This window comes from Phaeodactylibacter sp. (genome assembly GCF_022763345.1).
Classification (GTDB): domain Bacteria; phylum Bacteroidota; class Bacteroidia; order Chitinophagales; family Saprospiraceae; genus Phaeodactylibacter.
Map to the genome: position 1 here is coordinate 21,280 of NZ_JALEGS010000094.1, position 23,108 is coordinate 44,387.

Annotated in this window: 19 protein-coding genes; 9 read left to right on the top strand and 10 right to left on the bottom strand. The window is 50.4% G+C overall.

All coding sequences use genetic code 11. From position 1 onward, the window contains the following. Window positions 1-5: 5 nt before the first annotated feature. From MRY86_RS23880 to MRY86_RS23895, 4 genes are all read right to left on the bottom strand, one after another. Window positions 6-1,136: a DUF3179 domain-containing (seleno)protein gene (locus MRY86_RS23880; protein WP_293569994.1), complete on the bottom strand. Its 1,131-nt coding sequence runs from the start codon at window positions 1,134-1,136 to the stop codon at window positions 6-8. A gap of 130 nt (window positions 1,137-1,266) precedes the next feature. Continuing rightward, window positions 1,267-2,721, bottom strand: coding sequence for a SusD/RagB family nutrient-binding outer membrane lipoprotein (locus MRY86_RS23885; RefSeq protein WP_293569992.1), 1,455 nt, complete (start codon window positions 2,719-2,721; stop codon window positions 1,267-1,269). A gap of 86 nt (window positions 2,722-2,807) precedes the next feature. Next, window positions 2,808-6,017, bottom strand: coding sequence for a SusC/RagA family TonB-linked outer membrane protein (locus tag MRY86_RS23890; protein WP_293569990.1), 3,210 nt, complete (start codon window positions 6,015-6,017; stop codon window positions 2,808-2,810). 206 nt (window positions 6,018-6,223) lie between these two features. Then, the gene (locus MRY86_RS23895; protein WP_293569988.1) at window positions 6,224-6,940 is read right to left on the bottom strand and encodes a pyridoxine 5'-phosphate synthase; all 717 of its coding nucleotides are present in this window, start codon (window positions 6,938-6,940) and stop codon (window positions 6,224-6,226) included. A 162-nt stretch (window positions 6,941-7,102) separates the two neighbouring features. On the opposite strand from MRY86_RS23895, the gene MRY86_RS23900 reads away from it, so the two are divergent. The 3 genes from MRY86_RS23900 (at window position 7,103) to MRY86_RS23910 (ending at window position 9,593) form a co-directional block, all read left to right on the top strand. Beyond that, window positions 7,103-8,014: a CPBP family intramembrane glutamic endopeptidase gene (locus tag MRY86_RS23900; RefSeq protein ID WP_293569986.1), complete on the top strand. Its 912-nt coding sequence runs from the start codon at window positions 7,103-7,105 to the stop codon at window positions 8,012-8,014. A 15-nt stretch (window positions 8,015-8,029) separates the two neighbouring features. Then, window positions 8,030-8,866, top strand: coding sequence for a phosphatidate cytidylyltransferase (locus MRY86_RS23905; RefSeq protein ID WP_293569984.1), 837 nt, complete (start codon window positions 8,030-8,032; stop codon window positions 8,864-8,866). Window positions 8,867-8,942: 76 nt separating this feature from the next. Continuing rightward, the gene (locus MRY86_RS23910; protein WP_293569982.1) at window positions 8,943-9,593 is read left to right on the top strand and encodes a phosphatidylserine decarboxylase family protein; all 651 of its coding nucleotides are present in this window, start codon (window positions 8,943-8,945) and stop codon (window positions 9,591-9,593) included. Here MRY86_RS23910 and MRY86_RS23915 read toward each other — a convergent pair. After that, window positions 9,590-10,609: a WG repeat-containing protein gene (locus MRY86_RS23915; RefSeq protein WP_293569981.1), complete on the bottom strand. Its 1,020-nt coding sequence runs from the start codon at window positions 10,607-10,609 to the stop codon at window positions 9,590-9,592. The genes MRY86_RS23910 and MRY86_RS23915 overlap by 4 nt on opposite strands. Window positions 10,610-10,700: 91 nt before the next feature. Continuing rightward, window positions 10,701-13,190, bottom strand: coding sequence for an alpha-amylase family glycosyl hydrolase (locus MRY86_RS23920; RefSeq protein ID WP_293569980.1), 2,490 nt, complete (start codon window positions 13,188-13,190; stop codon window positions 10,701-10,703). Between the two features lie 203 nt (window positions 13,191-13,393). On the opposite strand from MRY86_RS23920, the gene MRY86_RS23925 reads away from it, so the two are divergent. The 3 genes from MRY86_RS23925 (at window position 13,394) to MRY86_RS23935 (ending at window position 15,923) form a co-directional block, all read left to right on the top strand. After that, the gene (locus MRY86_RS23925) at window positions 13,394-13,696 is read left to right on the top strand and encodes a hypothetical protein (protein ID WP_044222921.1); all 303 of its coding nucleotides are present in this window, start codon (window positions 13,394-13,396) and stop codon (window positions 13,694-13,696) included. Window positions 13,697-13,701: 5 nt separating this feature from the next. Further along, on the top strand, window positions 13,702-13,857 hold the full coding sequence (locus MRY86_RS23930) for a hypothetical protein (protein ID WP_293569978.1): 156 nt from the start codon (window positions 13,702-13,704) through the stop codon (window positions 13,855-13,857). A 386-nt stretch (window positions 13,858-14,243) separates the two neighbouring features. Next, entirely contained in the window at window positions 14,244-15,923 is a 1,680-nt protein-coding gene (locus tag MRY86_RS23935) for a T9SS type A sorting domain-containing protein (RefSeq protein WP_293569976.1), read from the top strand. A gap of 11 nt (window positions 15,924-15,934) precedes the next feature. On the opposite strand, the gene MRY86_RS23940 is transcribed toward MRY86_RS23935, so the two are convergent. Beyond that, window positions 15,935-18,679, bottom strand: a complete 2,745-nt coding sequence (locus MRY86_RS23940) for a SusC/RagA family TonB-linked outer membrane protein (RefSeq protein WP_293569974.1) — start codon at window positions 18,677-18,679, stop codon at window positions 15,935-15,937. 152 nt (window positions 18,680-18,831) lie between these two features. Here MRY86_RS23940 and MRY86_RS23945 point away from each other — a divergent pair, with 152 nt between their 5' ends. Continuing rightward, a complete protein-coding gene (locus tag MRY86_RS23945; RefSeq protein ID WP_293569972.1) occupies window positions 18,832-19,554 on the top strand; it encodes an outer membrane beta-barrel protein in 723 nt (240 codons plus the stop codon). Window positions 19,555-19,558: 4 nt separating this feature from the next. Here the strand turns inward: MRY86_RS23945 and MRY86_RS23950 are convergent, their stop codons facing one another. Together MRY86_RS23950 and MRY86_RS23955 are read right to left on the bottom strand one after the other, a co-directional pair. Continuing rightward, window positions 19,559-20,851 carry a carboxypeptidase-like regulatory domain-containing protein gene (locus tag MRY86_RS23950; protein ID WP_293569970.1) on the bottom strand — a complete coding sequence of 431 codons (1,293 nt, stop codon included), beginning with the start codon at window positions 20,849-20,851 and terminating at the stop codon, window positions 19,559-19,561. A 53-nt stretch (window positions 20,852-20,904) separates the two neighbouring features. Next, on the bottom strand, window positions 20,905-21,447 hold the full coding sequence (locus MRY86_RS23955; RefSeq protein ID WP_293569968.1) for a biotin transporter BioY: 543 nt from the start codon (window positions 21,445-21,447) through the stop codon (window positions 20,905-20,907). Between the two features lie 52 nt (window positions 21,448-21,499). On the opposite strand from MRY86_RS23955, the gene MRY86_RS23960 reads away from it, so the two are divergent. Then, on the top strand, window positions 21,500-21,955 hold the full coding sequence (locus MRY86_RS23960; RefSeq protein ID WP_293569966.1) for a hypothetical protein: 456 nt from the start codon (window positions 21,500-21,502) through the stop codon (window positions 21,953-21,955). Between the two features lie 5 nt (window positions 21,956-21,960). Here the strand turns inward: MRY86_RS23960 and MRY86_RS23965 are convergent, their stop codons facing one another. Further along, the gene (locus MRY86_RS23965) at window positions 21,961-22,608 is read right to left on the bottom strand and encodes a hypothetical protein (protein ID WP_293571978.1); all 648 of its coding nucleotides are present in this window, start codon (window positions 22,606-22,608) and stop codon (window positions 21,961-21,963) included. A gap of 81 nt (window positions 22,609-22,689) precedes the next feature. On the opposite strand from MRY86_RS23965, the gene MRY86_RS23970 reads away from it, so the two are divergent. Further along, the gene (locus MRY86_RS23970; protein ID WP_293569962.1) at window positions 22,690-23,064 is read left to right on the top strand and encodes a hypothetical protein; all 375 of its coding nucleotides are present in this window, start codon (window positions 22,690-22,692) and stop codon (window positions 23,062-23,064) included. Window positions 23,065-23,108: the final 44 nt, after the last annotated feature.

Genomic DNA, 23,108 nt, shown 5'->3' on the forward strand with positions numbered 1-23,108 from the left:
TTAACTCAAAAATCTGACATTTGCCAAGCTTTTGCCACGCCGCCATAGCTAGCGCAAAAGATACGCTCCTTAGGATGTAGCCTGTCATCGGAGTAAAGCAGAGGGAAGTAGACAGTAGAGGATTCTTTGTAGTCACCAAATGGGTATTCACCATAATCTTTTGAAGACCCTGTATTGATATCCATTACTGTCGGGTTGGGCCCAAACCATAGTACAGTACCCCAGGTCGTTTCGACATGAGGAATTAACTCCAACTGCTCTCCAAGGCGCTGACCAAATACAGCCCGACCTTCTATTTGGTGCCAAAGCGTCTCAGTAACTCGGTCGAAAGCCAGCATATTACTATTGTATATCCGACCAGAAACACCGAAAGACGAACTGGCATCTTCTCCACTGCGTTTCCATACTTTTGCTGTACCCGTAAACGGGGCGTAAGTCACCGAGATTTCCACTCCTCCCAGTCTGTCATTTACGATCTCATGGCGGTCCAAGATTTTGTGAGGGTATACCTTTGTTTCATCATTGAGAGAAACCACCACGACCAGATCATTGCTTTCCAGATAGAAAGGCTCGTTCGGATCCAGGTTAAATGGATGATAATTAATGAATGGTGGATACAGCAAAGCTGGTATTCCATCAAAGCCCGCGCCCTGAGATACATAGGCGGAAGGCACACCCCAGTTTCCTGAAGTATCCGGGTGGATGGCTAAGCCTTGACCTCCGAGTCCATAAACCGGCAACCCGGGATAAGTAGCGCCGAAAACAAACCAGTAGCCTACTCCTGAATTGATAAAATCTAACTGAGCGCCCCGGTCTGGTCCGTAAACCGCTCGGCCAAACATATTCCACCAGTTGCCCAGGTTGTCCTCCATGACCACGGGCAATCTCCCCTGTAAAGGACTGAAAGCAAGCTCCTGACCTTGAAAAAGCCTTGAAAAAGCAATTGCGAAGTCACGGCGCTCACTACCGATCACCACAATCGGATGACCTGCCAATGAGTCTTCATATGCCACTATAACGTTAGTGCCATGACCTAAACTATTGCCTGCACCAGGAGGAGAGGCTTCCTGTTTATCACAACCTGCAAAAGCTATAAGTAAGCTAAATCCTAAAAATAGTGCAAATTGGCATTTCATGTTTTCCTGGGTTAATACTCAGTCTAAAGGTAAAGGAAAGGGCTTTTGCCACGCGACAAAAGCCCTCCCAAGTTGTTTTAGTTATCAAGCTGTAAAGTTCTAACAGCTCGAAAGCACTCTTAGCGCCTTGTTAGTTGACATCCCACCAAAGCTTATTCGTAAGGCTTCCAATGTCATCCGTAACGGCATTCAAAGAAGCTCCGTTACGCGCCTGCTCGTCATTAGGATAGGGCAGACGAACCGGAATTGAGCCAATAGTAGCTGCAGCCGGTAATTCGAGCTGCGGGTAGTCTAGGCGGCGCCATTCTGCCCAGGCCTGTGGACCATTCATATAGAAGGCAATCCACTTTTGCCAGCCCAAAGGTTCTTTCCAGTTACCAGCATCGTATGGGTTCGCAGCAACGTAATCTGAAATGGCGGCTTCATCAGTAATGCCCCAGTAGTTCATTGAGGCTTCAATACCTTCAGCGTAAGCTGCAGCAGCATCGCCAGCAAGGATACCACGCTGATAAGCTTCAGCCTCGAGGAACTTCACTTCAGCATAGTCCATAATTACAGCAGGAGCAGTAGCCTGGCGAACCATTGGATTAGGACGAGAAGTGGTATCCTTCAGCGCGAAAGCTTCACCATCGGTAAGGCCGTAAGGCATGCCGTAGTAAACCCCTACGTTGTTTGGAGCAGCATACATCTCAAGACGAGGGTCTCCCAGGTCTTGAAGTGTACTTACCAGTAATTCCGAAACTGCGAAGTCATCACGGTTATTAATCGTAGCATCTACAAATAGCGGATTGGCAATGTTGGGGTCATCAGAAAACTCAAAAAGGGCATTCTCTTCATTGCTGGAAATTATGCCGCCATTGGCAGGGTCAGCGGCCTTTGCAATATAGGACTTAGCAGTAGACTCATCTACATCAACGATTCGCATAGCCATACGCATCATTAGAGAGTTGCCCAGCTTACGCCAAAGGGTTACATCTCCGCCGTAAATCAGCTCTGTACCACCAAAGGAAGGAGAATCAGTTGTGAAACTGTTTACGGCGGTTTCCAAACGGCTTAACAAGTCGAGATAAATGCTCTCCTGAGAATCATACGCTGGCAGCGGATGATCAATCAAATCAAGGGCTTCAGTGTAAGGAATATCACCAAAGGCATCAACGAGATTATGGAAGGCATGAACCGTGAGTATCTCGACGATGGCTAACTGATTAGCGCGAAAACCTTCATCAATAATTTCCTCATCGTTTTCGATGATCTGATGAGCCGCCTGCAGTTCAGAAAGTACATTTGCATACAGGTCCGTCCAGGTGTTGTTGACAAAACCCGGAGAAGCCACATAGCGAGAGTCTTCAGCGTACTCATTCTGTGACCAGTGCTGTACCATCAGCATTGTCCATTCGGCGTTAAAGCCTCGACCCCAAAGTCTTTCATTGAGTTCATACTCTGCTTGGGTGACCAAATTGGCAGCAGGCACCTCCGTTGGATTATTGGGATCGACGTTAAGCTCTGTGATATCGTCACAGGCAGTAGCTCCCAAAAGCAATGCGCTTAAGAAGAAAGCGTACTTATATTGAAAGATATATTTCATTGTAAACTTTTGTTTTAGTTAAAAACACCGAACGAAACGTCTGGCGGGCGAAAGCATTGCCTGCCAAACGTTTCGGTATTGTTAAATTAAAGCTTGAAGCTCAGGTTGACACCCATAGAACGGGTAGAAGGCACCTGTGCGTTTTCCAGTCCCTGATCATTACCAGCACCTGTGATGATCTGTGGATCGAGGTATGGCAGATCAGCAGCCAAAATAGCCAAATTCCGACCGAAAATTGATATCGTCATATCCCGGAATGGTGATTTGCCAAACAAGCGGTTTGGAATGGTATACCCCAACCGCACATCACGCAGTTTGAGGAAGCTCGCCTCATATACGTTTGGTGCAGCACGGGTCCAGTAAGTCTGGTAGTAAACCTGTGGGTCAACCGGGATATCGTTTGGCGTACCATCAGCCTTCACACCTGGGAGAATAAGGCCCTCTGCACGCACGTCATCTACACCGTTAAAGGAAACGGTCTCAGGGTGCATACCAGAGTACTTCGCCCACTGCAAAGAGGTAGAATGGATGGCGCCACCTTTCTGGAAGTCAAACAAAACGCTGGCGAATATGCCTTTGTAGCGGAAGCCAGTCTGAAGACCGCCGGTCCAGTCCGCAATTGCAGAACCTAAGAACTCCCGCCCGGAAGTAAACTGGTAAAAACCCTCTTCATCCACTAGGCGCTCTCCGTCTTCATTATAAACATAATCCTGACCAAAAATAGCCATGTAAGGTAAGCCTTCTGCGATACGCAAATCAGCAGCCCATGTGTTACCACGTGCAATGCTTTCAATGCCTTCAGCGAGGTTAACGACTTCGTTGTACTGACGCAGCGCATTCAGGCGAATGTTCCACTGGAAGTTTTCTGTCTCTACAGGAATAACGTTCAACTGGAACTCCACACCATAGTTGCGCATTTCTCCAGCATTGAGCACCTGTGCGGTATACCCGGTAGCTGCAGACACTGGCACGGTGAAGATCTGATCCTCTGTTGTACGGTCGTAGTAAGCAATATCTAATCCGACCCGGCCATTCAACAAGCGTAAATCAAGACCAAACTCGACCTCAGATGTCAGCTCAGGACGAAGCTCTGCATTATTCAGAACATTAGGCACTGAGTAGCGTGGATTCCCAAAATAGTTAGGTGTCTGTGGGAAGTACACGTTACGAAGGCTGTAAGGGTTCGCATCATTACCTACCTGTGCAAAACTAGCCCGTACCTTTGCAAAGGAGATCGGACCTATTGCACCACCAAAAATAGGGAGGTCAGAAATCACAGCACTAACAGAAGCTGATGGATAGAAGTAGGAATTACTTCCATCGGGCAAAGAAGATGACCAGTCATTACGGGCTGTTACATCAAAGTAGAGCCAGTTGTCAAAGCCAACAGAGGCCAGGCCAAATACGCTGTTGATTCCCCACTGCTCCTCATAAGTCGAAATCAAGGGGGATCCAAGTGAATTCTCAATATTAAAGAACCCGTCAATGGCCAATCCTCCAGAAGTATTAGCGGAAGTACGGCGCTGTAGTTGACGCATACGGTTACCACCACCTACCACATTAAGAGAAATGCGGTCAAAATTCTTGGTGTAGGTCAACTTAGCTTCCATATTGGTTTCCTGGAAGCGGCGCTCTGTTTCACCATAGTAAGAGGTTTCCACCGACTGCACAGGAATACCTTCCCGAAGGCTGAACTGGTAGAAGTCTGTACCTACGCGTGCAGATGCAACAAGCCCCTCGGCGACATCTACGCTGATTTGACCATTACCAAAGAAGCGGTTACGCACGTCTTCCTGAAGGTAATTGTTACGAACCCAGTACGGGTTATCGAAGAAGTTAGGCGTTGGGTCGAAGAACAATAACTGCTGCCCGTCACGCTGTGGGCCACGTGGGTTCCAGGTCTGTTGGAAACCATCAGTTCGAACATCGTTCTGTAAACGATCCATGTCCAGCTGCGTCTGCCACCACTGAGTGAAGGCTTGCATTGGGTTGCCGTTATTATATCCTGTTACGTTCCTGTTTTCTGCATCAGTGCGCACGTAGTTACCTGCAAGTTCAACACGCACCCGATCATGAATCTGATACCCGGAGTTGAAGTTTACAGAGTTACGCTCGAGGCGACCATTTGGCATTGTGCCTTTTTGAGAAAGGTTAGTATAGCCCAGACGGAAATTACCCTGGTCATTTGCACCGCTCAATGCAATGTTGTTTTGCAGCGTTTGACCTGTTTCAAAGAAGTCTTCGTAACCTGCATTGGGAGCTACCCATGGGCGTACTTCTTTATAAAGAGGGCTTGCAGGGTCCCAGCTGTCCCAGTGGCGCACCAGTACGTTAGGATCATACTTTGGCCCCCAGGAACCATCTTTGGAGTAAGATGGATACAAGTATTCCTGACCATCCTGGATTACAGTATTGAAACCAGACGGCGTATTGGGATTGATTGCACCACCGCCGTATTCCTGTTGGTGAGGGATCAGGTTATTCACCTGGTCAAAAGTCATACTGGAATTGACTTCAACGCCAATTCCTTTGCCTTTGCGGCCGGAGCCATCCTTGGTAGTGATCAGGATCACACCATTTGCACCACGCTGACCGTAGAGGGCAGATGCAGCAGCACCTTTCAAAACGGTCATACTTTCGATGCTCTCAGGGTCAATATCCTGAATGGTATTACCATAATCATAAGCGGTAGCTCCTCCGAAACCAACCATTTGATCATTGGAAGCAAAGTTTGAGTTGTCCAGTGGAATACCGTCCACTACAAACAGCGGCTGATTGTTACCCAGGAAAGAGTTGGAGCCCCGAATGGTAATACGGGAAGAACCTCCCAACGAAGAAGGTGCTCCCTGGATTTGAATACCTGCAACTTTACCGTTGAGGGAATTCACAACGTTGACTTCCTTGGTCTCTGCCAATTCGGCACCTTTTACTTCCTGTACGGAGTAACCAAGTGCTTTTTCCTCACGCTCAATACCAAGGGCTGCCACTACAACCTCCTGAAGATTCACACCTTCTGTCATAGTAATGTCCAATGCAGTTTGGCTACCCACTTCTATTTCCATTGTTTCGAAGCCGGTGTAGCTGACTACAAAAATAGCATCATCACCTTTAACATTGATGGAGTAAACTCCGTCAATGTCAGTGATTGTACCCGTTGTCGTTCCTTTGACGAGAATACTGGCGCCCAGGAGCGGGTCGCCGTTTTGGTCACTGACGGTACCAGTGACAGTTCTCTGTGCGAGCATGGAACCAATGGCAAAGACCACCAGTCCCAGCACTAGTGAGAGTTTTTTCATACTAATTACTTTTTGTTTTAAAACGTAGAGTTAAGCGCTAAAGTAGCGCTTTTTTTAAACATAAAAAGTTTTAGAGTTAAGTTTTTGTTAACCCATTGTTAATTTAACGCCATGGTTTTCCAATGCGCTGCCTTGAAGGCTTCCAAAATTCCTGTTTTTACACTTTTTGGTAAGCCGACCGACCGAACGCCAAAAACAATCCCCCCCTACCCCAACTGCCGCAAATACAATTGAATAGTATTCGAAAGCCCAAAGTAAAGCGCATCTGCTATCAGGGCGTGCCCAATGGAAACTTCGAGCAGGCCTTCGATATTTTCCTGGTAAAACCGAAGGTTGTCGAGATTGAGGTCGTGCCCGGCGTTGATGCCCAGCCCGGCTTCCCGGGCCACCTTTGCAGCCTGAACGTGAGGGGCAACGGCTTTCTGCCGGTCTGCTTCAAACTGTTTGGCATAATCTCCGGTATAGAATTCGATGCGGTCTGCACCTACCGCCTTCGCCCCTTCTACGTACCGGGCAACCGGGTCGACAAAGATGGATACCCGGACGCCGGTTGCATGCAACTGCTGCGTGATGTCTGTCAAAAAAGCTTTGTGCTTAATGGTGTCCCACCCCTGATCGGAAGTTAGCACATCGGGGCTGTCCGGTACGAGTGTGGCCTGCGTAGGCTGATTCTTTTGCACCAGCTCCATAAATTTTTCCGTGGGGTTGCCTTCTATATTGAATTCGGTCGTATTTACTGCTTTTAGTTGGGGGATATCGCTGTAGCGGATGTGCCGCTCATCGGGGCGGGGGTGCACAGTGATGCCTTCTGCTCCGAACCGCTCACAGTCTTTTGCGACCTGCACCAGATCAGGGAGGTTGCCCAACCGGGCGTTTCGGATCAGCGCCACTTTATTGATATTTACACTTAGACGAGTTGGCATGCCATCTTTGATTTTTGGATTAGGAGTAAATTTGTAGAACGTTTTTCGATTCGCTTGGTTGCCTGAGGGTAAAAGCTGCCGGGAAGTTCACCCTGCAGTTTCGGATACCTGCCCCTGGGTTATCACAATTTTCCTAACTTCGACCGGAATAGAGACCAACTTATGGATACAGAAAATTTACCGCCTCTTGGCGTATTGCTGCTCCTTATCCTTTTTATGATGGTGGGAGCTGGAATTGGCAGCGGGCTCGGATACCTGGCCGCACAACTGCAGGGACTGGAGCTCAACACCGTAATTACTGGTTTTAATGAACAAAGCCCGGTGGAAGAACGCAACCTCGTACGGGTGGTCAATCTCTTTTCTCAGCTTTTCGTGTTCACGGTTTCATCCGCGCTAACGGCTTATCTGGTTTACCGCCAACGGGCCTTAAATTATTTAAGGCTGGACCGGGGAGCTTCTGTAAATATACTTTCTGCCGCGGTGGCCTTTATTTTTGGCATCTTTATTTTCTCTCAGTTTCTGTACTGGCTCAATATGCAGCTGCCCTTGCCGGACTGGGCCAACAATATGGAGGGCGATGCAGCAGAAATGATCAAAGGTATATTGGTCATGAACTCTACGGGCGAATTCCTGCTCACGCTTTTCGTCGTAGCCGTTCTCCCGGCAATTGGAGAAGAGTTATTGTTCAGAGGTATCATACAGCAGCAATTGGAGCGAATGGGGCAGAACCCCGTATTGGCCGTCTGGATGGCAGCCTTTATTTTCAGCGCTTTTCACCTTCAGTTTGCCGGTTTTTTCCCACGGTTATTTCTGGGAGCAGGGCTGGGCTATTTGTACCTTTGGTCCAGAAGCCTCTGGGTACCTATTCTGGCGCACTTCTTTATCAACGGCATGCAGATTGCAGGCCAGTACATCCAGAAAAATGCCTTGGCGGAATCAACTACTGAGGACGTCAACTGGTGGGCGACCGGCCTGTCCGTATTACTAATTGCGGGATTGAGTTACTATCTTTACCAGCATTATTTAACAAAAGTAAAACCAACGGAGGCTGAAGAAACGCCCCTGCAGCCCTAACTGATATACCAAAACATGAATGGTCTGATCCAACGCGCCATTACCGGTATTATTTTCGTCCTCGTCGTAACAGGCTGCATCTATGGAGGCCCGGTGAGCTTCGTGGCCCTGTTCGCCATTATTACCGGAGGGGCGCTGTGGGAGTTCTTTGGGCTCGTGCTCACCAAGCAGCACCGCCGGGATATGATACGGCGCATGCTGGCACTGGGGCTTGGGCTCGTGCCTTTTTTTATGAGCACCATCGTGCAGCTGCAACTGGTACCGAACCGGGAAGCTTTTATCGCCATTTCCTCCCTTTTGTTTTTTCCATTCACCTTTTCGGTCTTCATCTATGAGCTGTATACCAAATCGGAGCGCCCTTTTGAAAATGTAGCCTTCGTAATGCTGGGTATGGTTTACATCGGCGTCCCCTTCGCGCTGCTGCTTTTTGTAGCTTTTGACGGAGGCCTGTATTATCCAAATTTGGTTTTTGCCCTCTTAGTAATGAACTGGGTGAATGACTCCGGCGCTTACTTTGTAGGCTCTAGGCTGGGAAAAACGCCCCTGTTCCCGCGCATTTCTCCCAAAAAGACCTGGGAGGGCTCAGCCGGAGGGATGGCGCTGACATTGATCTTCGCGATTGTCTTGTGCTACACTTTCCAGGAGCTGGAACTGCGCGACTGGCTGGTACTGGCCGCCATCGTTGTGATTTTTGGCTCACTGGGCGATTTGGTGGAGTCTATGCTCAAGCGAAGTGTACAGATAAAAGACTCTGGAGGGCTGCTGCCTGGTCATGGCGGGCTGCTGGATCGTTTTGATGCATTCATATTCCTGTTACCCTTTGCAACAGCCTATCTCTTATGGATCCGATAGAACATTATTCTGTCCCATGTGCTTAGGATATCAGATCTTCCATCTAAATTTGGAGCAAAATTAACCAACATACCTCATGGCAATCATACACCGCGAAGGGCATCGCATGCTCATCATTTTAGGCCTCGCCTTAGCTGTCCTTAATATCGTCACTTACCTGGCCTGGCCTGGTTTTTTATGGCTGGCTACAGCCGCATCCCTTATCTTTTTTGCCTTGGTTCTACAGTTTTTTCGCAATCCGAAAAGAACGATCCCCAAGGCAGATGATACGCTGGTCTACGCTCCCGCTGACGGGCAGGTGGTGGTCATTGAGGAGGCTGAAGAGACCGAGTACTTCAACGCCAAACGCCTGCAGGTTTCCATCTTTATGTCGCCACTCAATGTACACGTCAATCGCAATCCCCTAGGTGGAGAAGTTCGGTATTTGAAACACCACCCGGGCAAGTATCTCGTCGCGTGGCACCCCAAGTCCTCCACTGAAAACGAGCGGACCACAGTAGTCATTAAGAATGGGCAAACGGAAGTCCTGCTACGGCAAATCGCCGGGGCGATGGCGAAGCGTATCCGCAATTACCTTAGCATGGGCGACCGCATTACGCAGGGCAGTGAAATGGGCTTCATCAAGTTTGGGTCAAGAGTAGACCTCTTCCTGCCGCTTGATGCGGAAGTGAAGGTCAATATCGGTGATAAAGTAAAGGGAAATAAAACGGTGATCGCTAAGGTTTAACGCTCTGTCCAGATGACTTCTCCCTGCTCGTTAAGGTATTGCCAGCGGTTTTGATAAACCACCTGTGCCAGTCCGGCCCGAAAAGGCAATGCAGCCTGATAGCGGGGTGGGATGCGCCAGACGCCATCTGTGCCGATGTAGCCCCAATGGCCTTTGTTCTTCACCTGCGCCAGCCCGTTAGAGAAAACCCCGGCATCCTGAAAGCCGGCCTTAATCACCAGATGGCCTGCCGTATCAATATATCCATACCGCCCGTGCAGTTCCACCGGTGCCCGGTCATCCCCAAAGTCACCGGCAAAAGTGTAACGGGTAGGAACCATTAGCGTGCCTTCTGTATTTATAAAGCCATACTTTTCGTCTTGTACGACCGTTGCCATTCCATTGAAAAACTCACCAGCCAGGCCACCCTCCGGCGCATCAAACTGCGGTTCCAAAAGCAGCTGCCCTGCCGTGTCTATCAGTCCCCACTGCTTCCCTTCCCATACGGCTGCAACCCCATCACGGAACGCCTCTGCTCTATCGTACTGAGGGGTGATCGCAAGGGTGCCAGACTTATCAATGTAGCCCCACTTTTCTCCAATTTGTACAGCAGCAAGCCCTTCACTGAAAGGGCCAGCAGCATCAAACTCTGGCTGAATGGCCCATTCTCCATCCGGGCCTATGAACCCAAAATAAATGCCCCTTGCGACTGCTGCCAGCCCTTCTGAAAAATCGCCGGCAGCATCAAACCGAAGGGGAATTTCCAAATCGCCACGCCGGTTGATATAACCCCAGCGGCGCACCAATTGCACCCGGGCCAGCCCTTCTTCAAAAAAGCCAATGAATCGGAACCAATGCTTGAGCAGCAGGCGCCCCATCTCATCCATATGCACCAGCTTGTCGTTAAACCGGACACGGGCGAAGCCATTATAGAAATCCTCCACCTCCAGATATTGCGGCTCAATAACCACATCCCCGATACGGTCGATGAAACCATAACGGCCGCGATCACGAATGATATAAAGCGGGCTGTCCATAGGCAGATTTGGGCGAAATTTTGGGCGAATATACTCTATCCGATTGGCTTTGCCGCATTGGCCAACCTCAAATCTGCCTCGCAGGCATACATCAGGGGCGGCTGACCATCAGTTTCAATACCTGTGTATGCCCTTCCCGCTGCAGCCGGACGAAGTACAAGCCTGCAGGATAACTGCTGAGGTCCAGGCTGTACGAAGCTCCTGAAAACGTTGCCGTTTCCAAAACTTGCCCGTTAGACCGCAACAGGGATAAATGTACCGGTCCAGTTCCCAGGTTTCCGTCCAACCTGACCGTAGCCCTTTCAGCCGCCGGGTTAGGAAAGACCTTAGCATCCATAACTGGAGTGGGCATCGATGCCGTACCCGATGGCGTTTCCAGCGACAATCGGAATATCCAGGTTTCCAAGGCATCAAGGACCGCATTGCTTATCACCCAGTTTTCTATGCCCCCGGTGGCGTTTACAGTGAGCGTACCCATGTCTGTATCCGACCGGATTTCTGTAATACGATATTCCCCGGCGGGCAGAGAAGAAACCGGAAGATTGAAGGTGGTGTTGAAAAAGCTATTGAAGTCCATATTAGCGACCATCACCAGGGCCTCCTCTTCCAGAATGCGGGCATAACTTAGAATTTCTTCTGAGCTGGACTGTACATCCAGCAGGTAGCCGCGGCGCAGGGCTTCTTCTTCATTGCGCAGGTGCACAAGTTCCCGGTAGGTACTGAGCAGGGAAGAAGGGTTATTCTCCATATTCGCTACGTTATTGGCCGTGTAGCCCCCTCCCACTCCGATCCACGGGTTTCCGTTGGTGAACCCGGCATGGGCGCCTCCTGTCCATTGCATAGGGCGGCGGATGTTCTCATGGGCACCGGTGCCCAACATGCCTACTTCTTCTCCATAATAGATAAAGGGAACGCCAGGCAGCGTCAAATAAATAAATGCCGCCTGCTTCATTTTGTAGTCCAGTGCCTCAAACTGACTGTAGATGCGGTCGATATCGTGGTTGGTCAGAAAAGTAGCGTACTGAAGCTTCGGGTACCCCTCTTGAATAACCGCCAGTTGCTGTCGGATGGGCGAAGCTGTACCCCCGTTGACCCCCGCAATAATCCCGTAAGCCAGGTCGAAATCGAAACAAAGATCCAGCCGCTCCTCCGTGACGTAAGGAAGAATGGAAGCGGTATTAGACCACACCTCTCCTACCGTTACGGCGTCCGCATTTGCGTTTTTGTACAACGTTCTGAAATCCTCCAGCAGCTCGAAGGTTTCAGGTGTATTCTCCAAAATTGTCCCATCCTCATCGAGGTACTTGATGGCATCCAGGCGGAAGCCATCCACGCCTTTGTTGAGCCAGAACTCAGCGATGTCAAAGATTTCCTCTTTCACCGGGGGGTGGCTGTAGTTGAGGTCTGGCATGCCGCCCCAAAACAGGCCATAGTAGTAATCGCCGTTGCGCGGGTGCCAGACCGTCTGTCCCCACGGGCCGATAAAGCCGGGATTTGAGTCCGACCACACGTACCAGTCCCGGTAGCCGCCCAGGCTGTTGACCGATTGCTGAAACCAGGGGTGCTGATCGGAGGTATGGTTCATCACAAAGTCGATGATGATTTTGATGCCCCGGTCGTGGGCAGCTTCCAGCAGGGCTTCGAAGTCCTCCATAGTGCCGTAGTCCGGCTCGGTAGCGTAGTAGTCTGTGACGTCATAGCCGTGGTAGGAAGGCGATTCCATCATCGGCATCAGCCATATGCCGGTAATGCCCAGGTCGGAATCAGTATCCGGGTCGCCATCATTTAGGTAGTCGAGTTTCTCAATAATGCCCTGAAAATCGCCTATGCCATCTCCGTCGCTATCGTAAAAACTGCGGACGAAGATTTCGTAGAAGACGGCATCGTTCCACCAGTGTGTCTCGAAGTCAAGGGAGAAAGCCGGGTCACAGAGGGTGCAGCTGTTGAAGCAATACACCAAAGGCCCGATGCCACCAGCCTCCGCCTGTACCGTACGTACCCGCTGCCCATCCGGTCCTTCCACCGTACAATCCAAAGGAGGTGTCTCCACGGTGCTGCCATTGAGAAATACATACTGATAGTCACCGGGAGGTACGCTCAAACGGGTTTCGAATACGCCGTCCCCGTCCTCATCCTGTAAGGGGATAGCAGTGGGGGCCCAGTTCGCCGGCAGCCCAGCTGCTTCCTGGAAATCGCCCATCACGAAGACGCCTTCGGGAGCAACCGTTTCCATTTCCATATTGACGGCGAGGCGCAGCGTGGCATTGCAGGAGTCGAAAGTTAATGCCGGAAGACTTAGCCCGGCCTCTCCTACTGTCACCTGCCGGTTGAAGTTGCCGCCACCATCGCCAATCGCGCAATCTGCGGAAGGCAGCTCCGGTTTTTCATTCCAGCTGCTGCCATTGACAAATTTGTACAGGTAAGTGCCGGGGGGCACCTCTACGGTCAGTTCATACACCTGGTCTCCATCCGGGTCTGCCAGAGGAGAAGCGCCAGGCATCCAGTCGCCGCCGTACCCTGCAGCGGCCTGAAAGTTGCCGGCAACGTGCACGCCATTGGGCGACAGGGTTTCCTGGCTCATGTCTACCCGGAAGGTTAGGGGGACGGGTTGGGCGGGACTTGTTACAGCAACTGCGAAAAAAAGAAGGATTAAGAAAAAGGAGCGAGATGTATTCATATTTACAAGGTTAAGATAGGTGATGAACTAAAGGCGTAGACAAACAGGAACCAGAAGTAACCATATTTTGTTATCTTGTTAAATGCTATTTTACCAAAAGTTTCACAATGGGGCAAATCAATGATATTAAGCTAGACTTGATAAAGCTGGTTACCAAGATATCTGATATAGATCATTTATGGTCGATTTATCAGACGGCTGTCTCTATGCAAGAAAAGTCGCCCGAAAGCAATGAAACAGAGGATCCGTTTTTGAAGGGTCAAGTCCAAGTCAGAATGGGTGTAACTAAAGACCAGGTGTTTGAAGAACAGGGTAACAAATCGATCAACTTCCAGGAATTACAGGAAATTGTTGCCGATAGCGAACCTTGGGAAGTCTCTCTAGAAGAAATGCTAGATCAACTCGACTAGGAAATATGGACTATTTATTGGACTTCAACATCATCCTGACCTACAGCCGGAGTGATAAAATAACCCGCCGACTCGAAGCTAATTATAAAATCTTTGACGGTCAAAACCGAATTGCGTTATCCGTAGTCTCTAAAGGAGAAATTGAAGCTGCTATTCTTTAGTGGGCCTTGGAGAAGGAAGAAAAAGAAGAATTCAGTACCTGATGAACCGTTTAACCATTTTCGGGATCAACTTCGATAAGATCATTCAAAAATACGCCGAGATTGACGCCTACAGCCAGGGTAAGATCAACCCCCCACTGCTAAGTTTTCCTCCAGAAACATGGGTAAAAATGATTTGTGGATAGCTGCGACAGCAAGTGCTTTCGATTTGCAACTTGTCACTATGGATAAAGACTTCAATCATTTAGCTCCATCCTACATAGACTTACTTTATGTTGAAACAACCTAACCGCTCAAAAATAGTGGGTCTCTTATCTGACATACCTTGACTCTCGTGTAGCGATTTTGAAAACAATGGCTTACTTTAAAAAGCAAAGGTAAATCTTATGAAGCCATTAATACTGTGCATTATCATTTCACTTGGCGCCTCCTCAGCCAATGCTCAGGTCGAATGGGCGCTCGATGAGCTATTCCCGGATAGCATTAAGACCTTTGTGGTGTCTCAGCGGGGGGAGCACTTGCTTAATTCCACCTACGGGTTTAATAGTCCAAAACTGGTAGTAGGAAATGCAGAAGAGCCAGAGGTATTCTTTCTGGCTGTACACGAGAGCAACGGAAACGGTAGTAGTACTCTTGATATTTCAGATATTATCGAACTGCCAGACTCCACTTTCGTTATCCCTCACATCACAGCTTGGATGGATAGTCAGGGTTGGGTGACTTTTGTAAGGTATTTCCAACATTACAATACTTTATGGGAAGATTCTGTACCACGCTGTGACCACAATCTTTCTCATAATCTAACCGGTCCTAAAGGAGATGTTTTCCCAACCGGTGAAATAGCCCTGCTTGGGACAGAGGCTCACTTCGGCTTCAATTATGCGAACAGTGGTTCGTTTTTTGTGGAATCCTGTCAGCCCTTATGGGAATCCTACTTTGAATTCCAGGTGCAGGATCAAACGATCACCTCGGATGGGCGCTTGATTTATACCGGGCCTACTGGCTTGTACACGATTTCCGCACAGGGAGTTCCAACCGCTCACTTTCCGCAGTGGCATTTCAGCCGCATCGAGCCCAATCAATACAACGGCATCATCGGCTACCGGCACGATTCTCTTTTTGCCCTTTCACCTGATTTTGAAATCCTGCAGGCCGCTGATTTCACAGCCGACTCTATTTTGGATTTCTCAACCGGACACGGCAAGGTAGCCGTGCTTACGCAAAGCCAGCAAGCCTATATTTTCAATGACAGCCTTCAATTGCAGGGCAGCTTCTCTCTGAATGAGGATAGTGACTTTTGGCGCGTGGATGTGGGGGCTGAATACCTGGGGCTTGCCGGGCTGGAAACATTTGGCTCCGATATGCCAACGGGAGGCACAGAAGCCTTTTTCTCCACCTCCTACACCTTTGAAGGCGAAGACTTTGGGCTCGACCGGGACCTGGGCATCGTTGGGTACCAATTGGGAGCGGTGCTTTACACGCAGGGCGATCCGGCTTTTCCAGGGTTTAGCCGGACTTACTTTGACTCGGTTGTAGTCCAGGTACAAAACTTCGGTGACGAAGCTGTCAGCCGGTTCAAAATTCGGTCCGGTAATCGTCCCGCACGCTTTGCCTATGATTTCGAAGGGCAGGACCTTCTCCCCGGAGACACTTTACAGGTGACGCTGAGCAATTTCTGGATCCACACCGAGGGCAATGCGGGAGACCTGGAGCCCGTTTGCTTCTGGACCTCACACCCCGACGACAAGACCGATGCCAATTCAGGGAATGATGGCACTTGTGCTGATTTTGTAGTCAGCACGTCCACTGCACCTAAAGCTATGCGACTTAAGGTCTTTCCTAACCCCGCTCAGGATCAGCTATTCGTTGACTGGGGTGGTTCCGGGGCTGCCACCTGCCTTATTCTTCATCCCACGGGGCAAATCATGGAACAATTTGTACTGCCTGTACAAGGCAACAACCCGCTCCAGGTAAACATCAGTCCGTATCCGGCGGGCGTGTATATCCTGTCCTTTCAAACTGCGGAAGGGGAAAGTGCGGCTAAGCGGTTTATCATCGCCCGGTGAGGCACGCCTTTTTAGAGCGTCAATTCCACCCCAAACGTAAAGGTACGGGCGGGCAGGTAAGTATTGCGCCAGTCGATGCCCCAAGACAGTATATTCTCATCGCTATAATGCCTCCCAAAGCCGGTACTGCGGAGTGGTCCGTAGCGCACTTCGGGGTCAACACCGGTATACCGGGTTAGGGTAAATAGATTCTGAGTATTTAGAAAAACCCGTAAGGCCTGATCTTCAAGCCGGCCGTCAGCACGTCTCAAGCCGGGCCGGTAACTAAGCGTTAGGTTGTCAAGACTCAGAAAAGAGGCCGACTCCACATGCTGGCTATTGATAATTGGCCGCTCTTTGAGGAACCGATTAAAAGGTTCTCCAACCGCGACATTATACAAGTTCGTCACTGCACCGCTACCGTAAGATGCCCGGGTCGCATTGAGCAAGTCGTGCCCGAAAACACCCCTGAAGAATACCTGGACATCAAAGCGGCCCCACTGAAATGTATTGCCTAAACCCAATGTAAACGAGGGCTGGGCATTGCCCAATACGGCAAAGTCTTCCTCTTCATTCATAAAGGAACCGTCCCCATTTTGATCTTCAAATATATATTCACCATCATCATCCACGCCTGCGTAGACTGGCCCCCATATCTGTCCCATCAACGCTCCACTTTGGAAGCGTATAGGCTCTTGATAAGAAAGACCAAACGTCAATGGCGGGCCCAAATAACCAGCCTTGGTAGCCCGGTTGAGCCCGTTTTCCAACTTGGTACGACCAGTAGCTGCCACGACCGCCATCTGCCATCTAATTGCCCCACTTTGTTTAGCCTCCCACTCGAGTGTCACCTCGGTACCCTGAGTGACAAACCGGGCATCGCGCTCCCATAAGTTGCCACGCCCCGAAAGCACCGGAGCGTTGGCATATACAAAATCCAGAAAGTTGCTCGTGACTGAACGATAAGCATTGATACTGCCCACCAGTCTGCGCCTGTATACACTAAAATGCATCCCCAGGTCGAAAGTCTCGCCCCGCTCCGGGCGTAAGGGACTTGGAGCAACACTATACCCCCCATTCGGCACTGTTATTAAAGGTGTGCCAGAGGGCGTTCCTCCTGTCAGACCATAGCTTGCACGCAAGCTCAGGGCATCTATATTCTTTGATTTCCAAAACAGGCCTTCGAAGTTGTAAGACGCTCCTACGGAAGGAAAAGCATTCCAATCGTTTTCCCGGTCGAACAATGGTAACCGCTCATAGCGCAAAGCTCCATATATAGCCAGTGGCTTTTTAACTGTAAGGTGCACCATAGCGAACCCCGCTTCCAGGGCAGTCTCACCAGCAAAGGACCGGACCTCACCCAGCCCCTGAAAGAAATCTATCGATTCGGACAGGTTATTGTAATCGACTTCATCTTCTGCGAAATCTCCTCCCTCAATTAAAATACCATCACCCCGCAGATATTGCCGGGAGTACCCGGCAATTATTTGCAGACCGCTACCTTGCCACACCCGACGTTCATACCTCAGCAATGCTTCTGTAAGGGCACTGCGTTGGGACTGTGTCGACTTTGCCGCAAATCCATTCTCGAAAAATCCACGGTACCAGGCTGTTTTCTGATAGGCCTCTCCTAATGTCCGATTCGATTGCTGCACGGCATATCGACCAGACAGGCTTAGTCCCCTTGCCACCTCAAACTCAGCATGTAGGTTGGTGGCCCATACCGTCTGCTCTGCTTCACGAACAGCTTGTTCTGTTATAGAAAGCGGATTGAAGACCTCCACTTTCCCTGTTTCGAAATACCCACCATAATCTACCGCTGCCGGATCAAATACCGGTGCAGTAGGGTTAAAAATGTGCGCATACCGGAACGCTTCCGGAAAGCCCAAATCGCTGTCCTGACTGGCCGTATTTACGGTAGCCGAGACCTTTAGCCGGTCATCCAAAGCCGTTTGCTGTATACTGGCCCGCCCGTTAAAGCGCTGAAAGCCGGAGCCCCGCAGTATGCCCGATGCATTGCGGTAGTGCCCCGAGGCCCGGTAGGAGGTGCCGCCATTTCCACCCGATAAGGACAAGCTGTGTATGTGGGCCAGGCCGGTACGTGTGATTTCATCCACCCAATCAGTGCGATGACCCAAGTTTTCTCCTCCCAGCTCCAGGAAGGTCGGTACGTCTGCCATTTCTGCCTGCCGCGACAGCAGCTCTGTACTGACTGAGCCTTGATAGCGGATGACCGGTTTGCCAGCTTCCCCTTGCCTGGTTTCAATCTGAATTACGCCCGGCAGGCCTCTAAGCCCATAGATAGCTGTGGCAGCGCTGCCCCGCAGCACAGTCACCGAGGCAATATCCTGAGGGTCAATAGTGAGCAGGTCCGCAGCCGGAAAACCGTCCACGACGATCAGCGGTGAGCGGGGTCCGTTGAGGGCAGCAATACCCCGCAGGCGCACATCGAATGGCTGGTTAGGGTCATTGCCGGCGCGGGCAATGGTGAGGCCGGCGATCCTGCCCTGCAGTAAATGCATGGGATCCTGTATGTTGCCCTGATTAAAATCCTCCGCCTGTAAATGGGCAACTGGTAGCGGGCTGATTGCTTCATTGGTTTCCATACCATAGGGCAAGGGAATAACCTCTGCAGTCTTTCTGTAGACGGAACTATAGCGCTCATGGAGCAGCAGGCTATCCGTTTGAAGGGTATCCTGAGCTTGGGAATGAAGCACAACAGTGGCTGAAAAAAGGATGAGGAGCAAAAATTTGCGCGAAGTAACCGGAGCGGGCATAGATTTTATGATTTGTTAAATCTATGACGCATATCTGCTCAATGAATTGGAAGAACACCCCACTTTAACAGGTGGAACAGCAAAAAATATTTATTTGAATGCAGCGTTAGTCTTAAACGCCGGGTTCTGAAAGTGAATCAAATACCCTAGATATGAGACCTGTAACCTTCCTTCCTGTTGTTTGTATCCTGTTTTTTAGCTTTTCCGGAACTGCACAAAGCCGTTTTTCTTTCGGTCTGGAGCTATTCCCACATGCATCCTGGGAACAGGATCCGGTTATTGACGATTTCGGGCCGAGGTTTTCCAAACACGCCGGTATGCAGGTGGGCTATCAGTTGGGGCAGAATTTCCGGCTGCAGTCCGGGTTGGCTTATACCGAGATCGGGCGCCGGTTCAAGTTTGACGGTGACGACCTTCGATGGGGCAATCAACATGACGGGCAAGGTGGCTTCAATCCGGATATCCCAGCACCAAATATTGGTACAGTAACCCAGAATACCGTGCATCGCTTTGTAGAAGTGCCCTTCAGGCTAACCTACCTTTCACCCGGTGAGCAGGTCCGTTTTTACTTGTCCGGTGGTATCGCTCCCCGAATCCACATTCAATCTGTAAACCGGTCTCGTCATGAGCTACCAGACAATGGAGGTGTAGAGCGCGATAGTGCGCCCATTTCTTTAGTGGATTTCGACCGTCTGCAGTTCAGCATACTGGGCAGCGCAGGTGTGGAAATGAACCTGAGCGGAACGACCTTTTTCGCAGGGCCCCGCATTCAATTCCAGCAACTCACCGGTGAATCAGAGTCACTAACCGGGCCCAATGCCTTTGAGCTCGGGTATATGCAATTGGGGCTGGAATTTGGGGTGCGGTTTTACTAGAAGGCTACCAAAGTGGTTTGGTATACAGACGTTTAACGTCAGAAAAGGCATGAGCAGTAGGCGTACCCAGTACGAACGCCGTGCTGTTGTAAATAGCTATTTCATCGTAATACAGGATATTAAGGGGCACCGGCTCCCCTATTTGCCCCGTGCTCAGGTCAATGAGCGCCAGCAGATAGCCGGACTCATCGCGCAGCAGCGCATAGAATGCTTCCGTTTTTATATCCTGAATGACCCGGCCGTTCCAATCTTTGTGTTGTACATAATAGGCTGGTATTACCTGTTTTGACCGGCCATCAGCATCGAAATATTCAATCCGCTGTTCATCGTGGTTGAACAGGATTAACTCCCCGCCGGCCAGAAAGAGGAAGTTGTCCTGAGGGTTCTTGTAAAACACCCGCTGTAGGAAATCTGCGTCTGTTTGGCGGGTACGGATGTAATCGTTTTCCGCTCTGGACACATCACCTGTATTCGAGATCGACTGGCCCTCCATAATCAGGCCGAGGTCTGCCATGTAATTGTCCAGCTGCTCCGCATAAAGGACTTGCCGGAAGTTATCGAGCGCGCCATTGGTCAGGCTGGCACGCAAGTACCGCTTGAGCAGGCCCTGATAAGCCACATTCTCATAGTACATCGCCTCCTCGGTACTGCACTGGCAGTCGCGGTAAGCCCCGATATAATCTGTGTACTTCATGGTTTCCATGGGTACAATTTGCGCGCGGGTATACCCCAGGTTGATGTAGCGGTAGTTGGCCAGCAGGTAGAGGCGGTTGCGGCAATTGACCTCAATATCCATGACCCGGCGCAGATCGAGTTGCTGCTCAAAGAGCAAGATCCCGTCCGGGGAGCGGACCTCAATCCAGGCATTGCTCCCCGTACGTTTCCGGCTAAGGGTGAAGAGGTAATCATCCCAAATGGCAAAGGCAAAGGGCAGGCGGTCTTCCGGGCTAAGCTGCCGGAGTTTTTTCTGTGCAAGAACTTCTACCAGGGGTAGATCAGCGGGTACGGGTTGAAGAGTAATCTGAAGCGCATCTGCCTGTTCCACCACCACTGTATCTGTAAGGTAGCCGATTGCAGAAATACGAATCCGGGCGGGCCATTTCCCGACGGAAAGCTGAAAATGCCCGTCTGCATCAGCTGCAGTGCCGGTCTTTTCCGTAAGGAGAAGCAGGTTAGCGAAAGGGATGCCTTCCTCTGTTTTCGAGTCTTGTATAGTACCTTTGAGCGAAAAAGTCTGCGCGGAAAGGCAAAGCGACATCAGGCAGCACAATGCAACAGTCAGGGGTTTCCATTTCATAGCTCATTCCTTTTATTATCGACAAATGAGCGGCGATGTGGTTCATGCCTGGCCTAAACGGCATTGCGATTCCGCAACATACTCCAGGCGATAAAGCCGCCCAGCAGTATCTTCACGATAGCGCCCGGCCAGAATGGATAAAAGCCGTATTCCAGCGCCTTGCCCCAGCCATACAGGTGCGCCAGCCATAGCAACCCGCTTCCCACAATAACGGCAGTACCCAGCCCATTAGCCAGAAGGCTGTAGCCCAAATGCTGCCCCCATCCAAGGCGGCGCAACAATCCCATGCCTATTGCTGCTATAAAAAAGCCGATAAGAAAGCCCCCGCTACCACCTGAAAAGGAAGACCATCCGCTGCCCCCTTCTGCAAAGACCGGCAGCCCCACCCCACCGAGCAGCAGGTAGAACAGTACGGCTCCCCCACCCCACGGGAAGGGCAGTAACAGCCCAACCAAAAGTACAGCCAGGCTCTGACCGGTAATGGGGATGCCTCCAAGGGCTTCCGGGACAGGTATGGCGACTCTGGCCATAATGGCGATGAAGAAGGTACCGAGGAGGAGGTTTAAAAAGTGGGGAAAAATGGTGTTCGTGTTCATAAAATTTTATTTCTCGACAAATTCCACACAATTTGTTAGAAATTTCGTTTTTTTGAAGAAACTTTCAACTACGAGCGGTACTTTTGCAATGAACATACTTCAATCAGAAGCCACGACCATGCCTTTGCGCGATGATTTTCCGCCGTCAGGCAGCGATTACCTGGGCGGCGAGAGTGATGGATACGAGTACCGGACGGTTTTCGGGGGCTCCCGCCTCGAAAGCACCTATGAGATGGTGCGGCAATTTCTGGCGGAAGAAGGGTATGAAGACGTGCCCCTGCCTAAAGATGCCGAGGAGCTCAGGTTATTCCGCCTGCCAACGCGCAACAAGCAAATCCTAATGTTTGAAGACAATGGCTACGTGCATAACCCCATAAAAATCCTCTTCCCGCAAGACCGCCGGAAGAGGAGTACGTTGATCCTTTGTATTTACAATGAGGCTGACCCGCAGCACTTGCTAAAATTCCACCGCATTCTGGAACGGGTGGAAGCGGCGAAGTCCGAATAACACCTCTATTCCAGCCCTTTCAGCTTATCGATGCTTACGGCATCGAGGGCTTCACGCAGGGCACCTTCTTCAATATTCCGTCCTTCAATTGTAATAATATAGCGGTCTTCGGCAATGATGCTGATCTGCCCTGCCTTCCGCTTGCTGTCGTATTCTTCAAAGGCTTTGTAGCCGTCAATCGTTGTGGTACGCTCGTATCCGCTCTCTGTTTCCTTGTCAATTTCTACTGAGGCCCAGGCCGCAGTACTGGCCAAAATCATGGAAACGCCTGCAAAATCGACTACAGAAACGTCCAGAGATTGGTCTCCGTTTTCATATTCTGCCTGTGCCGTTGACATTTTGAAGCCCATAGCCCCCACTTTCTCCCCGGTATGCGAAGTCCGGTCCATGCCCGCAATGCGCTCAGGCAGAAGGGCTTTTAGCTCTCGGAAGTCCACCACTTCTTTGGTTTCTCCGTCGCCGCCTAATTGCTTCATGGCATCGCTCATGGCTTTTTCCATGGTAGCTGCCGGGTCATCGGAAGAGGTGCCTTCAGAAGAGGAGGAGGTCTCCGTTGATTCTGTAGTTGCGGAAGTATTTTCGCTGCCACCGCAGGAAGTTAGAAGGCCAGCCGCCAGGAAAATAAGCGGGAAAATCAGTTTTCGGGTTTGCATAGTAATTGAGGTTTTTGATTCGGTACCAAACTTACGAAAATCCATTCCACGTACCAACTGCTTTCGAAGAATGCTTAACCCATGCCCATTTGGCTCAATGCCCGGGCGATGCTGCTCCGTACTTACTATGAACAGGAAGAATACGATGCGCTTTTTGCGTTTTTGGACAGCTTTGAAGCCTTCGTCCGCCGCCAAAAAGGAATGGGCTATCACCGGTCTCACTATCAGGCTTTATTGCTGTTCACCCGGCGGCTCCTCCATTTGCCGGAAGGCGATAAAGACTGCAGGGTTCAATTCAAAGCGGACATACAGGTGGCGCCTGCTAAGGAGGAATGCGGCTGGCTACTGAGTAAGCTATACGCAATACGAAGTGGCCACCTACTGGCGCTGACGGCCAGCACGGGGAACGATAAATGTCGGGCTTACAGTCCAGACATTCATCGTCTGGGTCGTTGATCCAGACATTCATCGTCTGGAATCTTGGATTTGCGACATCGGCC

Bases quoted from the DNA above. Each gene is read 5' to 3' on its own strand.
- MRY86_RS23900 (WP_293569986.1), top strand. From the start codon at position 7,103: ATGGATACAGAAAATTTACCGCCTCTTGGCGTATTGCTGCTCCTTATC.
- MRY86_RS23970 (WP_293569962.1), top strand. From the start codon at position 22,690: ATGCCCATTTGGCTCAATGCCCGGGCGATGCTGCTCCGTACTTACTAT.
- MRY86_RS23915 (WP_293569981.1), bottom strand. From the start codon at position 10,609: ATGGACAGCCCGCTTTATATCATTCGTGATCGCGGCCGTTATGGTTTC.
- MRY86_RS23880 (WP_293569994.1), bottom strand. From the start codon at position 1,136: ATGAAATGCCAATTTGCACTATTTTTAGGATTTAGCTTACTTATAGCT.
- MRY86_RS23940 (WP_293569974.1), bottom strand. From the start codon at position 18,679: ATGCCCGCTCCGGTTACTTCGCGCAAATTTTTGCTCCTCATCCTTTTT.
- MRY86_RS23920 (WP_293569980.1), bottom strand. From the start codon at position 13,190: ATGAGCCAGGAAACCCTGTCGCCCAATGGCGTGCACGTTGCCGGCAAC.
- MRY86_RS23950 (WP_293569970.1), bottom strand. From the start codon at position 20,851: ATGAAATGGAAACCCCTGACTGTTGCATTGTGCTGCCTGATGTCGCTT.
- MRY86_RS23890 (WP_293569990.1), bottom strand. From the start codon at position 6,017: ATGAAAAAACTCTCACTAGTGCTGGGACTGGTGGTCTTTGCCATTGGT.
- MRY86_RS23905 (WP_293569984.1), top strand. From the start codon at position 8,030: ATGAATGGTCTGATCCAACGCGCCATTACCGGTATTATTTTCGTCCTC.
- MRY86_RS23930 (WP_293569978.1), top strand. From the start codon at position 13,702: ATGGACTATTTATTGGACTTCAACATCATCCTGACCTACAGCCGGAGT.
- MRY86_RS23910 (WP_293569982.1), top strand. From the start codon at position 8,943: ATGGCAATCATACACCGCGAAGGGCATCGCATGCTCATCATTTTAGGC.
- MRY86_RS23895 (WP_293569988.1), bottom strand. From the start codon at position 6,940: ATGCCAACTCGTCTAAGTGTAAATATCAATAAAGTGGCGCTGATCCGA.
- MRY86_RS23885 (WP_293569992.1), bottom strand. From the start codon at position 2,721: ATGAAATATATCTTTCAATATAAGTACGCTTTCTTCTTAAGCGCATTG.
- MRY86_RS23965 (WP_293571978.1), bottom strand. From the start codon at position 22,608: ATGCAAACCCGAAAACTGATTTTCCCGCTTATTTTCCTGGCGGCTGGC.
- MRY86_RS23955 (WP_293569968.1), bottom strand. From the start codon at position 21,447: ATGAACACGAACACCATTTTTCCCCACTTTTTAAACCTCCTCCTCGGT.
- MRY86_RS23945 (WP_293569972.1), top strand. From the start codon at position 18,832: ATGAGACCTGTAACCTTCCTTCCTGTTGTTTGTATCCTGTTTTTTAGC.
- MRY86_RS23935 (WP_293569976.1), top strand. From the start codon at position 14,244: ATGAAGCCATTAATACTGTGCATTATCATTTCACTTGGCGCCTCCTCA.
- MRY86_RS23925 (WP_044222921.1), top strand. From the start codon at position 13,394: ATGGGGCAAATCAATGATATTAAGCTAGACTTGATAAAGCTGGTTACC.